This window comes from Pseudomonas sp. NPDC089428, assembly GCF_044749325.1.
GTDB lineage: Bacteria > Pseudomonadota > Gammaproteobacteria > Pseudomonadales > Pseudomonadaceae > Aquipseudomonas.
In genome coordinates this window covers 503254-516578 of sequence record NZ_JBIVHT010000002.1, presented here as the reverse complement: position 1 = coordinate 516578, position 13325 = coordinate 503254, and the positions used below count along the sequence as shown (strand labels likewise).

At 59.5% G+C, this 13325-nt stretch carries 15 protein-coding genes; all 15 read left to right on the top strand.

Going from position 1 to position 13325, the window contains the following annotated elements; genetic code table 11:
* Window positions 1-70: 70 nt before the first annotated feature.
* The 15 genes from rpmH (at window position 71) to atpA (ending at window position 13297) form a co-directional block, all read left to right on the top strand.
* On the top strand, window positions 71-205 hold the full coding sequence (rpmH, locus tag ACIPZ5_RS05700) for a 50S ribosomal protein L34 (protein WP_003253163.1): 135 nt from the start codon (window positions 71-73) through the stop codon (window positions 203-205).
* 13 nt (window positions 206-218) lie between these two features.
* Window positions 219-623, top strand: coding sequence for a ribonuclease P protein component (gene rnpA / locus ACIPZ5_RS05695; protein ID WP_082433472.1), 405 nt, complete (start codon window positions 219-221; stop codon window positions 621-623).
* Window positions 616-861, top strand: coding sequence for a membrane protein insertion efficiency factor YidD (gene yidD, locus ACIPZ5_RS05690; protein ID WP_079230263.1), 246 nt, complete (start codon window positions 616-618; stop codon window positions 859-861). Before rnpA ends, yidD begins: the two co-directional genes overlap by 8 nt.
* 2 nt (window positions 862-863) lie before the next feature.
* Window positions 864-2540, top strand: a complete 1677-nt coding sequence (gene yidC, locus ACIPZ5_RS05685; protein WP_261942119.1) for a membrane protein insertase YidC — start codon at window positions 864-866, stop codon at window positions 2538-2540.
* Window positions 2541-2626: 86 nt separating this feature from the next.
* Window positions 2627-3997 (top strand): tRNA uridine-5-carboxymethylaminomethyl(34) synthesis GTPase MnmE, encoded by a 1371-nt coding sequence (gene mnmE / locus ACIPZ5_RS05680; RefSeq protein ID WP_400807175.1) that lies wholly within the window; start codon window positions 2627-2629, stop codon window positions 3995-3997.
* 581 nt (window positions 3998-4578) lie between these two features.
* Window positions 4579-6471 carry a tRNA uridine-5-carboxymethylaminomethyl(34) synthesis enzyme MnmG gene (mnmG, locus tag ACIPZ5_RS05675; RefSeq protein ID WP_400807173.1) on the top strand — a complete coding sequence of 631 codons (1893 nt, stop codon included), beginning with the start codon at window positions 4579-4581 and terminating at the stop codon, window positions 6469-6471.
* Window positions 6468-7118 carry a 16S rRNA (guanine(527)-N(7))-methyltransferase RsmG gene (rsmG, locus tag ACIPZ5_RS05670; protein WP_343594607.1) on the top strand — a complete coding sequence of 217 codons (651 nt, stop codon included), beginning with the start codon at window positions 6468-6470 and terminating at the stop codon, window positions 7116-7118. The genes mnmG and rsmG overlap by 4 nt, the downstream gene beginning before the upstream one ends.
* An 18-nt stretch (window positions 7119-7136) precedes the next feature.
* Window positions 7137-7928, top strand: a complete 792-nt coding sequence (locus ACIPZ5_RS05665; RefSeq protein ID WP_012316952.1) for a ParA family protein — start codon at window positions 7137-7139, stop codon at window positions 7926-7928.
* Window positions 7929-7937: 9 nt separating this feature from the next.
* On the top strand, window positions 7938-8810 hold the full coding sequence (locus ACIPZ5_RS05660; RefSeq protein ID WP_085676552.1) for a ParB/RepB/Spo0J family partition protein: 873 nt from the start codon (window positions 7938-7940) through the stop codon (window positions 8808-8810).
* A 149-nt stretch (window positions 8811-8959) separates the two neighbouring features.
* Complete coding sequence (locus tag ACIPZ5_RS05655) at window positions 8960-9367, top strand: F0F1 ATP synthase subunit I (RefSeq protein ID WP_008092225.1); 408 nt, start codon at window positions 8960-8962, stop codon at window positions 9365-9367.
* 16 nt (window positions 9368-9383) lie between these two features.
* Window positions 9384-10253 (top strand): F0F1 ATP synthase subunit A, encoded by an 870-nt coding sequence (gene atpB / locus ACIPZ5_RS05650; RefSeq protein WP_261942114.1) that lies wholly within the window; start codon window positions 9384-9386, stop codon window positions 10251-10253.
* 143 nt (window positions 10254-10396) lie between these two features.
* The gene (atpE, locus tag ACIPZ5_RS05645; protein WP_003097235.1) at window positions 10397-10654 is read left to right on the top strand and encodes a F0F1 ATP synthase subunit C; all 258 of its coding nucleotides are present in this window, start codon (window positions 10397-10399) and stop codon (window positions 10652-10654) included.
* A 57-nt stretch (window positions 10655-10711) separates the two neighbouring features.
* Window positions 10712-11182: a F0F1 ATP synthase subunit B gene (locus ACIPZ5_RS05640; RefSeq protein WP_027917106.1), complete on the top strand. Its 471-nt coding sequence runs from the start codon at window positions 10712-10714 to the stop codon at window positions 11180-11182.
* A gap of 12 nt (window positions 11183-11194) precedes the next feature.
* Complete coding sequence (locus ACIPZ5_RS05635; protein WP_003253191.1) at window positions 11195-11731, top strand: F0F1 ATP synthase subunit delta; 537 nt, start codon at window positions 11195-11197, stop codon at window positions 11729-11731.
* Window positions 11732-11752: 21 nt separating this feature from the next.
* Window positions 11753-13297 carry a F0F1 ATP synthase subunit alpha gene (gene atpA / locus ACIPZ5_RS05630; RefSeq protein ID WP_343594599.1) on the top strand — a complete coding sequence of 515 codons (1545 nt, stop codon included), beginning with the start codon at window positions 11753-11755 and terminating at the stop codon, window positions 13295-13297.
* Window positions 13298-13325 lie beyond the last annotated feature (28 nt).

Sequence of the window (13325 nt, the reverse complement as noted above, 5' to 3'; positions counted from 1 at the left end):
TCTAGAATCGCCGATCTCTTAAAAAGGGGGCCATTCCGGCCCGTAGTCGACAAACCCAGGTAACAACGCCATGAAACGTACTTTCCAACCAAGCACCATCAAGCGCGCTCGCACCCACGGCTTCCGTGCCCGTATGGCTACCAAGAACGGCCGCGCTGTTCTGTCGCGTCGTCGTGCCAAAGGCCGTAAGCGTCTGGCCATTTGATTTTTCGGCACAGGTGGTGAGTCAGGACTTCAGTCGGGAAAAGCGACTGCTTACACCCCGGCACTTCAAAGCGGTCTTCGACTCCCCAACCGGCAAGGTTCCAGGGAAAAACCTGCTGATCCTTGCTCGCGAGAACGGCCTGGATCACCCGCGCCTCGGCCTGGTGATCGGCAAGAAGAGCGTCAAGCTCGCCGTTCAACGCAATCGCCTCAAGCGCTTGATGCGCGATTCCTTCCGGCTCAATCAGCAATTGCTGGGTGGCCTGGACATAGTGATCGTCGCGCGCAAGGGATTGGGTGAGATAGAAAACCCGGAATTGCACCAACACTTTGGCAAGCTCTGGAAACGTCTGGCGCGCAGCCGGCCAACTCCAGCGGCAAACGCCGATTCCGCAGGGGTAGACAGTCAAAATGCGTAAACTGGCCCTCGTTCCGATCCAGTTTTACCGTTACGCCATCAGTCCCCTGATGGCCAATCACTGTCGTTTCTACCCCAGTTGCTCCTGTTACGCTCTTGAAGCCATTGAAAACCATGGCCTCTTGCGTGGCGGGTGGCTAGCCGTTCGTCGCCTGGGGCGTTGTCATCCGTGGAACGACGGCGGTTTCGATCCCGTTCCCCCCGCTCCTTCCTCCCGAACTTCTTCGATAGCCGAGTAATCATGGATATTAAACGCACGATCCTGATCGTCGCCCTGGCAATCGTGTCCTACGTCATGGTCCTCAAGTGGAACGAGGACTACGGCCAGGCTGCCCTGCCGACTCAGAATACTGCTGCCAGCACCACTGCCCCGGCCTTGCCGGATGGCGTGCCGGCCGGTAACGCCAGCGCCGATGTGCCGAGCGCCAATGCCGAATCCAGCCCTGCCGAACTGGCGCCGGTTGCAGTCAGCAAAGACCTGATCCGGGTCAAGACCGATGTGCTGGACCTGGCTATCGATCCGGTCGGTGGTGACATCGTCCAACTGAACCTGCCGCAATACCCACGTCGCCAGGACCACCCGGACATTCCGTTCCAGCTGTTCGACAATGGCGGGGAACGTGTCTACCTGGCACAAAGTGGCCTGACCGGCGTCAATGGTCCGGATGCCCGTTCGTCCGGCCGCCCGCTGTACGCTGCCGAGCAGAAGAGCTACCAGCTGGCCGACGGCCAGCAACAACTGGTGGTCGACCTGAAGTTCAGCGACAACGGCGTCAACTACATCAAGCGCTTCAGCTTCAAGCGCGGTGAGTACGACCTGACCGTCAGCTACCTGATCGACAACCAGAGCGGCCAGGCCTGGAGCGGCAACATGTTCGCCCAGCTCAAGCGTGACGCCAGCTCCGATCCGTCGTCGAGCACCGCCACTGGTACCGCGACCTACCTTGGCGCTGCCATGTGGACTGCTTCCGAGCCTTACAAAAAGGTCTCGATGAAGGACATCGACAAAGGTAGTTTGAAAGAAAATGTGTCTGGCGGCTGGGTTGCCTGGCTGCAGCACTACTTCGTGACCGCCTGGATTCCGGCCAAATCGGACAATAATGTTGTCCAGACCCGCAAGGACAGCCAGGGTAACTACATCATCGGCTACACCGGCCCGGCCCTCAGCGTTCCAGCGGGTGGCAAGGTCGAAACCAGCGCCATGCTGTACGCCGGTCCGAAGATCCAGTCCAAGCTGAAAGAGTTGTCCCCAGGCCTGGAACTGACCGTCGACTACGGTTTCCTGTGGTTCATCGCCCAACCAATCTTCTGGCTGCTGCAACATATCCACAGCCTGCTGGGTAACTGGGGCTGGTCGATCATCGTGCTGACCATGCTCATCAAGGGCCTGTTCTTCCCACTGTCGGCTGCCAGCTATCGCTCGATGGCGCGTATGCGCGCCGTGGCGCCGAAGCTTGCTGCACTGAAGGAACGCTTCGGTGACGATCGCCAGAAGATGTCCCAGGCGATGATGGAGCTGTACAAGAAAGAGAAGATCAACCCACTGGGCGGTTGCTTGCCGATCCTGGTGCAGATGCCGGTGTTCCTGTCCCTGTACTGGGTACTGCTGGAAAGCGTCGAGATGCGTCAGGCGCCATGGATGCTGTGGATTACCGACCTGTCGATCAAGGATCCGTTCTTCATCCTGCCGATCATCATGGGCGCCACCATGTTCATCCAGCAGCGTCTGAACCCGACTCCGCCGGATCCGATGCAGGCCAAGGTGATGAAAATGATGCCGATCATCTTCACCTTCTTCTTCCTGTGGTTCCCGGCTGGTCTGGTGCTGTACTGGGTTGTGAACAACTGCCTGTCGATCACTCAGCAGTGGTACATCACCCGCCGTATCGAAGCAGCCACCAAAAAAGCTGCTGCTTGACGGGCTACTGCGCTAGCCTGTGAATAAAAACGCCCCCTCGGGGGCGTTTTTGCTATCTGTCGTTTTTGTCGTAGAGGCTTTCGAGCATGAACACTGTGCGTGAAACCATCGCCGCCATCGCCACCGCCCAAGGCCGCGGAGGCGTCGGTATCGTCAGGCTGTCCGGGCCATTGGCGAGCAAGGCTGGCCAGCTGATCACCGGCCGAACGCTGACGCCACGGCATGCCCACTACGGGCCATTTCGCGACGACGATGGTCTGGTGCTGGATGAGGGCATTGCGCTGTTCTTCCCTGGGCCCAATTCGTTCACCGGCGAGGATGTACTCGAGCTGCAGGGCCATGGCGGCCCAGTGGTCCTGGATATGCTGCTGCAGCGCTGTGTACAAGTTGGCTGCCGCCTGGCGCGCCCGGGCGAGTTCAGCGAGCGTGCGTTCCTCAACGACAAGCTCGACCTGGCCCAGGCCGAAGCCATCGCCGACCTGATCGAGGCGAGTTCCAGCCAGGCCGCGCGCAACGCCTTGCGCTCTCTGCAGGGGGAATTCTCCAAGCGTGTGCACAGCCTGACAGAGGCGCTGATTGCGTTGCGCATCTACGTCGAGGCAGCGATCGACTTCCCCGAAGAGGAAATCGACTTCCTCGCTGATGGCCATGTGTTGTCGATGCTCGATGCAGTGCGCACCGAGTTATCCACCGTGCAGCGCGAGGCCGGGCAGGGCGCCTTGCTGCGTGACGGTATGACAGTGGTGATCGCGGGGCGGCCGAATGCCGGCAAGTCGAGCTTGCTGAACCAGCTGGCGGGGCGCGAGGCCGCCATCGTCACCGACATCGCCGGCACCACCCGGGACATTCTCCGGGAACATATCCACATCGATGGCATGCCGCTGCATGTGGTTGACACTGCAGGCCTGCGGGATACCGATGACCATGTGGAAAAGATCGGCGTGGAACGCGCACTGAAGGCCATCGGCGAGGCTGATCGGGTATTGCTGGTGGTCGATTCCACCGCACCTGAGGCCAGCGACCCGTTCGCCTTGTGGCCCGAGTTTCTCGACCAGCGGCCAGACCCGGCCAAGGTCACGCTGATTCGCAACAAGGCCGATCTCAGTGGTGAACGGGTTGGGTTGGAACAATGCGACGACGGCCATGTGACCATTACCCTGAGTGCCAAGGGGGATCACCAGGGGCTGCAACTGCTGCGTGACCACCTCAAGGCCTGCATGGGTTATGAACAGACCGCCGAGAGCGGTTTCAGCGCCCGCCGGCGTCACCTGGATGCCCTGCGCCAAGCCAGTACGCACCTGGAGCATGGTCGTGCTCAGCTGACCCTGGCGGGAGCGGGTGAATTGCTGGCCGAGGACCTGCGTCAGGCGCAGCAGGCGCTGGGCGAGATCACGGGGGCATTCAGTTCCGATGACCTGTTGGGGCGGATCTTCTCCAGTTTCTGCATCGGCAAGTAATCCACAGCTCGTTAAAACCAAGGCCGCTCCTTCTGGAGCGGCTTTTTTTTGCCTGTGATTTATCCACTCGTCGGATTCGAAACCCCAATTCAGTGCCTCAGTCGACATCTGCAGAAGCGTTCGTCGGCCGTCGAATCATCGCGCTGTCGGTCAATTCAGGGGAACGTGAATTCATCCACAGACACAAAACCCTGTTCGGGAGCCCTGTGGAAAACCCGCCTTCAGCTCCGTTGATAAGCAGGCATTTTTTCTGAGGATAAAGGCGCCTGTGGGTAAACAGCCATTTAATCCACAGGCTAAAAGACGTTATCCATAACCCTCATGGTGGGTAAGCCACAGGGTTTATTTTCACTGTAAGCCAGGTAAACAGAGGGCTATAGCACGTTATCCACAGACAAGGCTGTGCATAAGAATAAACATAAAAACAAAGCTTTTTTAAATTTCTTCTCTTTGATTTCTGTTGTCTGCCACTCATCCACAGACTGATCAAAATTTGCTCAGATGGTTCCTTTAGAGGGGGGGAAGTCCCTATACTTGTCCGCTTACCTTCTCTATTCGCAAAAACAGGCACGAGGTGCGTGGTGGATTTCCCTTCCCGTTTTGAAGTGATCGTCATCGGCGGCGGCCATGCCGGTACCGAGGCTGCGCTTGCGTCAGCACGCATGGGTGTGAAAACCCTGCTGTTGACCCATAACGTGGAAACCCTCGGTCACATGAGCTGCAACCCCGCCATCGGCGGTATTGGCAAAAGCCATCTGGTCAAAGAGATCGATGCGCTCGGCGGCGCGATGGCGCTGGCCACCGACAAGAGCGGCATCCAGTTCCGCATCCTGAACAACCGCAAGGGCCCGGCCGTACGCGCCACCCGCGCACAGGCCGACCGCGCCATCTACAAGGCGGTGGTCCGCGAGATCCTAGAAAACCAGCCGAACCTGTGGATATTCCAGCAGTCCTGCGACGACCTGATCGTCGAACAGAACCAGGTCAAAGGTGTGGTGACCCAGATGGGCCTGCGCTTCTTCGCCGAATCCGTAGTGCTGACCACCGGTACTTTCCTCGGTGGCCTTATCCACATCGGCCTGCAGAATCATTCCGGTGGTCGCGCCGGTGATCCGCCTTCGATTGCTTTGGCTCACCGCATGCGTGAACTGCCGCTGCGCGTCGGCCGCCTGAAAACCGGTACCCCGCCGCGTATCGACGGGCGTTCCGTGGACTTCTCGGTCATGACCGAGCAGCCAGGCGATACGCCGATCCCGGTGATGTCGTTCATGGGCAACGCCCAGATGCACCCGCGCCAGGTGAGCTGCTGGATTACCCACACCAACGCCCGCACCCACGAGATCATTGCCTCGAACCTTGACCGTTCACCGATGTACTCCGGTGTGATCGAAGGTGTCGGCCCACGCTATTGCCCGTCGATCGAAGACAAGATCCACCGCTTCGCCGACAAGGAAAGCCACCAGGTGTTCATCGAGCCAGAAGGCCTGACCACCCACGAGCTGTACCCCAACGGTATTTCCACTTCGCTGCCGTTCGATGTGCAGCTGGAGCTGGTGCGCTCGATCCGCGGGATGGAAAACGCCCACATCGTTCGGCCGGGTTACGCCATCGAGTACGACTACTTCGACCCGCGTGACCTCAAGTACAGCCTGGAGACCAAAGTCATCGGTGGCCTGTTCTTCGCCGGCCAGATCAACGGCACCACCGGCTACGAAGAAGCCGGCGCCCAGGGCCTGTTGGCCGGGACCAACGCCGCGCTGCGTGCCCAAGGCCGCGAAAGCTGGTGCCCGCGCCGCGACGAGGCGTACATCGGCGTATTGGTCGACGACCTGATTACCCTGGGTACCCAGGAGCCGTACCGGATGTTCACTTCGCGTGCCGAATACCGGCTGATCCTGCGCGAGGACAACGCTGACCTGCGCCTGACCGAGAAAGGTCGCGAGCTCGGCCTGATCGACGACGAGCGCTGGGCCGCGTTCTGCGCCAAGCGCGATGGCATCGAGCGTGAAGAACAACGCCTGAAGTCGACCTGGGTACGCCCGAACACCGAGCAGGGCCAAGCCATTGTGGATAAGTTCGGCACCCCACTGGCTCACGAGTACAGCCTGCTCAACCTGCTGGCCCGGCCAGAGATCGACTATGCCGGGTTGATCGAAGCGACCGGTGGTGAAGCAATCGATCCACAGGTCGCCGAGCAGGTAGAGATCAAGACCAAGTACGCCGGTTACATCGATCGTCAGCAGGATGAGATCGCCCGTCTGCGCGCCAGCGAAGACACCCGTCTGCCTGTGGATATCGACTACACCACGATTTCCGGTCTGTCGAAGGAAATCCAGGGCAAGCTCGGCCAGACCCGTCCTGAGACGCTGGGCCAGGCTTCGCGTATCCCCGGCGTCACCCCGGCGGCGATTTCCCTGTTGCTGATTCATCTGAAAAAACGCGGCGCTGGCCGCGAATTGGAGCAAAGCGCTTGAGTTCCCTGGTCACCCCGCAACACGCCGAAGAGTTGTCCACAGGTGCGCGCCAGCTCGGTGTCGAGCTGAGCGTCGAGCAGCAGGAGAAGCTGCTGGGCTACCTGGCCCTGTTGATCAAATGGAACAAAGCCTACAACCTCACTGCCGTGCGCGATCCGGACGAGATGGTTTCCCGCCATCTGCTCGACAGCCTCAGTGTCATGTCGTTTATCCACAGCGAACGTGACAACTGGCTGGATGTTGGCAGCGGCGGTGGCATGCCCGGCATCCCTTTGGCTATCCTGCATCCGCACAAGCAGGTGACGGTGCTGGACGCCAATGGCAAGAAGACCCGCTTCCTGACCCAGGTGAAGATGGAACTGAAACTGGACAACCTCACGGTTATCCACAGCCGGGTCGAAGCCTTCCAGCCCTCGCTACCGTTCAGCGGGATCATCTCCCGCGCCTTCAGCAGCATGGAGAACTTCACCAACTGGACCCGCCATCTGGGCGACACCGGGACGCAATGGCTTGCAATGAAGGGGCTGCATCCTGCCGATGAACTGGTAGCATTGCCCGCAGACTTCACAGTGGAAAGCGAGCAGGCCCTGACCGTCCCAGGTTGCCAGGGCCAGCGCCATCTGCTGATACTGCGCCGCAAGGCTTGATTGGGAACACACGCAACAATGGCTAAGGTATTCGCAATCGCGAACCAGAAAGGTGGGGTCGGCAAGACCACCACCTGTATCAACCTCGCAGCATCGCTGGCCGCGACCAAGCGTCGTGTGCTGCTGATCGACCTCGATCCGCAGGGCAACGCGACCATGGGCAGCGGTGTGGACAAACACGAACTCGAGCATTCGGTCTATGACCTGCTGATCGGGGAATGCGACCTTGCCCAGGCCATGCACTACTCCGAGCACGGCGGCTTCCAGTTGCTGCCGGCCAACCGCGACCTGACCGCTGCGGAAGTGGTGCTGCTGGAAATGCAGGTCAAGGAGAGCCGCCTGCGCAACGCGCTGGCGCCGATCCGCGAGAACTACGATTTCATCCTCATCGACTGCCCGCCGTCGCTGTCGATGCTGACGCTCAACGCGCTGGTCGCCTCCGATGGCGTGATCATCCCGATGCAGTGCGAGTACTACGCACTCGAAGGTCTCAGCGATCTTGTGGATAACATCAAGCGCATCGCTGCCCGGTTGAACCCGGAGCTGAAGATCGAAGGCCTGCTGCGGACCATGTACGACCCGCGCCTGAGCCTGAACAACGATGTTTCGGCGCAGCTCAAGGAACACTTCGGCGAGCAGCTGTACGACACGGTCATCCCGCGCAACATCCGCCTGGCCGAGGCCCCGAGCTTCGGCATGCCGGCGCTGGCCTACGACAAGCAATCGCGTGGCGCACTGGCCTATCTGGCCCTGGCCGGGGAACTGGTACGCCGTCAACGCCGTCAATCACGCACTGCACAAACAACTTAAGGAATCCGTATGGCCGTCAAGAAACGGGGTCTCGGACGTGGGTTGGATGCTCTGCTCAGTGGTCCTTCCGTCAGCGCGCTCGAAGAGCAGGCTGTGAAGATCGACCAGAAAGAACTGCAACACCTGCCCGTCGAACTGATCCAGCGCGGCAAGTACCAGCCGCGCCGCGACATGGACCCCGAGGCACTGGAAGAACTCGCGCACTCGATTCGCAACCATGGGGTGATGCAGCCGATCGTGGTTCGCCCGATCGACGGTAGCCGCTATGAGATCATTGCCGGTGAGCGCCGCTGGCGCGCCACTCAGCAGGCCGGTCTCGACACCATCCCGGCGATGGTGCGCGAAGTGCCGGATGAAGCCGCCATCGCCATGGCGCTGATCGAGAACATTCAGCGCGAGGACCTCAACCCGCTGGAAGAAGCACTGGCCCTGCAGCGCCTGCAGCAGGAGTTCGAGCTGACCCAGCAACAGGTGGCCGATGCCGTGGGCAAGTCGCGGGTGACCGTGGCCAACCTGCTGCGCCTGATCTCGCTGCCCGAGGCGATCAAGACCATGCTCGCCCACGGCGACCTGGAAATGGGCCATGCCCGTGCGTTGCTCGGCCTCGAGGAAGATCGTCAGGAAGAGGGGGCGCGTCATGTTGTCGCACGTGGCCTCACTGTGCGCCAAACCGAGGCACTGGTCCGTCAGTGGCTCAATGGCAAGCCTGAGCCGGTCGAACCGAGCAAACCTGATCCGGACATCGCGCGCCTTGAACAACGGCTCGCAGAGCGCCTGGGCTCTGCCGTGCAGATACGCCACGGCAACAAGGGCAAAGGCCAATTGGTTATTCGCTACAACTCGCTTGACGAGTTGCAAGGCGTGCTTGCTCACATCCGCTGAAACAATTCCCGTTGTAGCGCGCAGTCGGAAATCACTACCGAAGAGTTGAATAGGGGTTAATCCACCCCTATACTCTGCGCGCATTTTGTCGGCACAAATTATGCCAAGTCATAACTGACTTGTTGGTCGACTTCCGAGGAGCAGTTGTGATGGAAATCCGCACGCCAAACCGCCTGCCTTTCCATCGCTGGGCGGTTTTTCCGGTACTGCTGGCTCAATTCGTCGTACTGCTGCTGGCAACCTTGGTGTTGTGGCAGTGGAAAGGGGCGGTCAGTGGATATTCAGGCCTTTGCGGAGGTTTGATTGCCTGGCTGCCCAATGTGTATTTCGCCTGGAAGGCTTTTCGCTTCAGCGGAGCTCGGGCGGCACAAGCTATCGTCAAGTCGTTTTACGCTGGCGAGGCAGGCAAGATGATTTTGACGGCAGTGCTATTTGCACTGACCTTCGCAGGAGTGAAGCCACTGGCGCCGTTAGCAGTATTCGGCGTCTTCGTGTTGACCCTTTTGGTCAGCTGGTTCGCGCCCCTGCTGATGAATAAAAGACTTTCGAGACCTTAGGGCGTTTGAGGCAACCATGGCAGCAGAAACCGCTTCGGGCTATATCCAGCACCACTTGCAGAACCTGACCTACGGTCAACTACCAGACGGCAGCTGGGGCTTTGCCCATTCGGCTGCAGAAGCCAAGGCAATGGGCTTCTGGGCGTTCCACCTGGACACCCTGGGTTGGTCCGTCGCGCTGGGTCTGATCTTCCTGTTCATCTTCCGCATGGCGGCCAAGAAGGCGACTTCCGGCCAACCAGGCGGCCTGCAGAACTTCGTGGAAGTGCTGGTGGACTTCGTCAACGGCAGCGTGAAGGACTCCTTCCACGGCCGTAGCCCGGTGATCGCCCCGCTGGCGCTGACCATCTTCGTCTGGGTGTTCCTGATGAACGCCATCGACCTGGTACCGGTCGACTGGATTCCTCAGCTGGCCATCCTGATTTCCGGTGACCCGCACATTCCGTTCCGCGCCGTGTCGACCACCGACCCGAACGCGACCCTGGCCATGGCCTTCTGCGTGTTCGCCCTGATCATCTTCTACAGCATCAAGGTCAAGGGCCTGGGCGGCTTCATCGGTGAACTCACCCTGCACCCGTTCGGCAGCAAGAACATCTTCCTGCAGATCCTGCTGATCCCGGTGAACTTCCTGCTGGAATTCGTCACCCTGATCGCCAAGCCGATCTCGCTGGCACTGCGTCTTTTCGGCAACATGTACGCCGGCGAGCTGGTGTTCATCCTGATCGCCGTGATGTTCGGCGCCGGCATCCTCTGGCTGAGCGGCCTAGGTGTCGTGCTGCAGTGGGCGTGGGCTGTGTTCCACATCCTGATCATCACGCTGCAAGCTTTCATCTTCATGATGCTGACCATCGTCTACCTGTCGATGGCTCATGAAGATAACCATTAAGACCGCCTGGCGTGTCTTGTAGCCTTCCCCGCTCGTTTGGGGGGAGGGCTTTAAAAGTCCGCAAGGGCAGCTGTACCAAACGATTTGTTTTACCGCTTCAACTTAAAAACCTAACCAATACGACGTAAAAGTCGGGAGGAAAGATGGAAACTGTAGTTGGTCTGACCGCTATCGCTGTTGCTCTGCTGATCGGCCTGGGTGCTCTGGGTACCGCCATTGGTTTCGGCCTGCTGGGCGGCAAGTTCCTGGAAGGCGCTGCTCGTCAGCCTGAGATGGTTCCGATGCTGCAGGTCAAAATGTTCATCGTTGCCGGTCTGCTCGACGCCGTAACCATGATCGGTGTTGGTATCGCTCTGTTCTTCACCTTCGCGAATCCGTTCGTTGGTCAGATCGCCGGCTAATCACTCGTAACCACGAGTTGATGGCTGTGATGAATTAAGACCGAGCGAGGTGTTGGCGTGAACATTAATGCAACCCTGATTGGCCAATCCGTTGCCTTCCTGATTTTTGTACTCTTCTGCATGAAGTACGTATGGCCTCCGGTCATCACTGCCCTGCAAGAGCGCCAAAAGAAGATTGCCGACGGCTTGGACGCTGCCAACCGCGCAGCTCGCGACCTGGAGCTGGCCCAAGAGAAAGTGGGTCAGCAACTGCGTGAAGCTAAAGCACAGGCAGCCGAAATCATTGAGCAAAGCAAGAAACGCGCTGCTCAGCTTGTCGAGGAAGCCCGTGATCAGGCCCGCGTCGAAGCTGACCGTGTGAAGGCTCAGGCTCTGGCCGAGATCGAACAGGAACTGAACAGCGCTAAAGACGCTCTGCGTGCCCAAGTGGGTGCTCTGGCCGTTGGTGGTGCTGAAAAGATCCTTGGCGCCACAATCGATCAAAACGCGCATGCGGAGCTGGTTAACAAACTGGCCGCTGAAATTTAAGCGAGGGCGATCATGGCAGAACTGACCACGTTGGCCCGACCTTACGCTAAGGCTGCCTTTGAGCATGCCCAGGCCCATCAGCAACTGGCCAATTGGTCAGCCATGCTCGGCCTGGCTGCTGCGGTGTCGCAAGACGACACCATGCAGCGCCTGCTCAAGGCCCCGCGACTGACGAGCGCAGAAAAGGCCGCCACGTTCATTGACGTGTGCGGTGACAAGTTCAATGCACAGGCACAGAATTTCATTCATGTTGCCGCGGAAAACGACCGTCTCCTGCTGTTGCCGGAGATTGCCGCCCTGTTCGACCTGTACAAGGCCGAGCAAGAGAAATCCGTGGACGTGGAAGTCACCAGTGCCTTCGCGTTGAACCAAGAACAGCAAGACAAACTCGCCAAGGTTCTCAGTGCACGGTTAGGCCAGGAAGTGCGCCTGCACGCGTCGGAGGATGCCAGCCTGATTGGCGGCGTCGTCATCCGCGCTGGTGACCTGGTAATCGATGGCTCTGTTCGCGGCAAGATCGCGAAACTGGCCGAAGCATTGAAATCTTGAGTTTGAAGGGGCAGCAGAGCAATGCAGCAACTCAATCCTTCCGAAATTAGTGAAATCATCAAGGGCCGCATCGACAACCTCGATGTGAGCTCCCAAGCCCGTAACGAAGGTACCGTTGTTTCGGTATCCGACGGTATCGTGCGGATCCACGGTCTGGCCGACGTCATGTACGGCGAAATGATCGAGTTCCCTGGCAGCGTTTTCGGCATGGCCCTGAACCTGGAGCAAGACTCCGTAGGTGCAGTGATCCTGGGTGCCTATGACACCCTCGCCGAAGGCATGAGCGCCAAGTGCACCGGCCGCATCCTGGAAGTTCCGGTTGGTAAGGAACTGCTGGGTCGCGTCGTTGACGCACTGGGCAACCCGATCGACGGCAAAGGTCCTCTGGGCAACACCCAGACCGACGCGGTCGAGAAAGTGGCCCCAGGCGTGATCTGGCGTAAGTCGGTAGACCAGCCTGTACAGACTGGCTACAAGTCCGTCGACGCCATGATCCCAGTCGGCCGTGGCCAGCGTGAGCTGATCATCGGTGACCGCCAGATCGGCAAGACCGCCATGGCCATCGACGCCATCATCAACCAGAAAGACTCCGGTATTTTCTGTGTTTATGTTGCAGTCGGCCAGAAGCGTTCCACCGTTGCCAACATCGTTCGCAAGCTGGAAGAAGCCGGCGCCCTGTCCAACACCATCGTGGTCGTTGCCAGTGCTTCGGAATCCGCCGCACTGCAGTTCCTGGCGCCATACGCCGGCTGCACCATGGGCGAGTTCTTCCGTGACCGCGGTGAAGACGCCCTGATCGTTTACGATGACCTGTCCAAGCAGGCCGTTGCCTACCGTCAGATCTCCCTGCTGCTGCGCCGTCCACCAGGACGTGAAGCGTACCCAGGCGACGTGTTCTATCTCCACTCCCGTCTGCTGGAGCGTGCATCGCGCGTTTCGGAAGAGTACGTCGAGAAGTTCACCAACGGCGCAGTCACTGGCAAGACCGGTTCCCTGACCGCCCTGCCGATCATCGAAACTCAGGCTGGCGACGTTTCCGCGTTCGTTCCGACCAACGTGATTTCCATCACCGACGGTCAGATCTTCCTGGAATCGGCCATGTTCAACTCGGGCATCCGCCCTGCAGTGAACGCCGGTGTTTCGGTATCCCGCGTAGGTGGTGCCGCTCAGACCAAGATCATCAAGAAGCTGTCCGGTGGTATTCGTACCGCTCTGGCTCAGTACCGTGAACTGGCTGCATTCGCCCAGTTCGCTTCCGATCTGGACGAAGCGACCCGCAAGCAGCTGGAGCATGGTCAGCGCGTAACCGAGCTGATGAAGCAGAAGCAGTACGCGCCAATGTCCATCGCGGACATGGCCCTGTCGCTGTACGCCGCTGAGCGTGGTTTCCTGACTGACGTGGAAGTCTCCAAGGTCGGTAGCTTCGAGCAAGCACTGATCGCCTACTTCAACCGTGATCACGCCGAACTGATGGCGAAGATCAACGTGAAGGGTGACTTCAACGACGAAATCGACGCTGGCATGAAAGCCGGTATCGAGAAGTTCAAGGCCACCCAGACCTGGTAAGCCGCAGCGGGGGCCTAGGCCCCCGCTT

Bases quoted from the DNA above. Each gene is read 5' to 3' on its own strand.
- rpmH (WP_003253163.1), top strand. From the start codon at position 71: ATGAAACGTACTTTCCAACCAAGCACCATCAAGCGCGCTCGCACCCAC.
- yidD (WP_079230263.1), top strand. From the start codon at position 616: ATGCGTAAACTGGCCCTCGTTCCGATCCAGTTTTACCGTTACGCCATC.
- yidC (WP_261942119.1), top strand. From the start codon at position 864: ATGGATATTAAACGCACGATCCTGATCGTCGCCCTGGCAATCGTGTCC.
- mnmE (WP_400807175.1), top strand. From the start codon at position 2,627: ATGAACACTGTGCGTGAAACCATCGCCGCCATCGCCACCGCCCAAGGC.
- ACIPZ5_RS05665 (WP_012316952.1), top strand. From the start codon at position 7,137: ATGGCTAAGGTATTCGCAATCGCGAACCAGAAAGGTGGGGTCGGCAAG.
- ACIPZ5_RS05660 (WP_085676552.1), top strand. From the start codon at position 7,938: ATGGCCGTCAAGAAACGGGGTCTCGGACGTGGGTTGGATGCTCTGCTC.
- ACIPZ5_RS05655 (WP_008092225.1), top strand. From the start codon at position 8,960: ATGGAAATCCGCACGCCAAACCGCCTGCCTTTCCATCGCTGGGCGGTT.
- atpB (WP_261942114.1), top strand. From the start codon at position 9,384: ATGGCAGCAGAAACCGCTTCGGGCTATATCCAGCACCACTTGCAGAAC.
- atpE (WP_003097235.1), top strand. From the start codon at position 10,397: ATGGAAACTGTAGTTGGTCTGACCGCTATCGCTGTTGCTCTGCTGATC.
- ACIPZ5_RS05635 (WP_003253191.1), top strand. From the start codon at position 11,195: ATGGCAGAACTGACCACGTTGGCCCGACCTTACGCTAAGGCTGCCTTT.
- atpA (WP_343594599.1), top strand. From the start codon at position 11,753: ATGCAGCAACTCAATCCTTCCGAAATTAGTGAAATCATCAAGGGCCGC.